Annotated in this window: 1 pseudogene; it reads right to left on the bottom strand. The window is 44.7% G+C overall.

Going from position 1 to position 217, the window contains the following annotated elements:
- Positions 1-217, bottom strand: a pseudogene (locus LMB56_RS10575) (hypothetical protein); the annotation flags it as partial.

Here is a 217-nt window from a genome sequence, read left to right as displayed (position 1 = left end):
CGATGAGCGAAAGCATGAGTAACTCGGTATCAATGAGCGAAAGTCTCAGCAACTCGGTATCGATGAGCGAAAGCTTAAGCAACTCGGTATCAATGAGCGAGAGCTTAAGCAACTCTGTATCGATGAGCGAAAGTTTAAGTAACTCCGTTTCCATGAGTGAAAGCCTCAGTAACTCAGTCTCAATGAGTGAGAGCTTAAGTAATTCCGTCTCGATGAG

Source organism: Limosilactobacillus reuteri (assembly GCF_020785355.1).
In the GTDB taxonomy this organism is placed as follows: Bacteria; Bacillota; Bacilli; order Lactobacillales; family Lactobacillaceae; genus Limosilactobacillus; species Limosilactobacillus reuteri_I.
The sequence above is the reverse complement of the archived record's forward strand: the minus strand, read 5'-3'. Positions and strand labels throughout refer to the sequence as shown.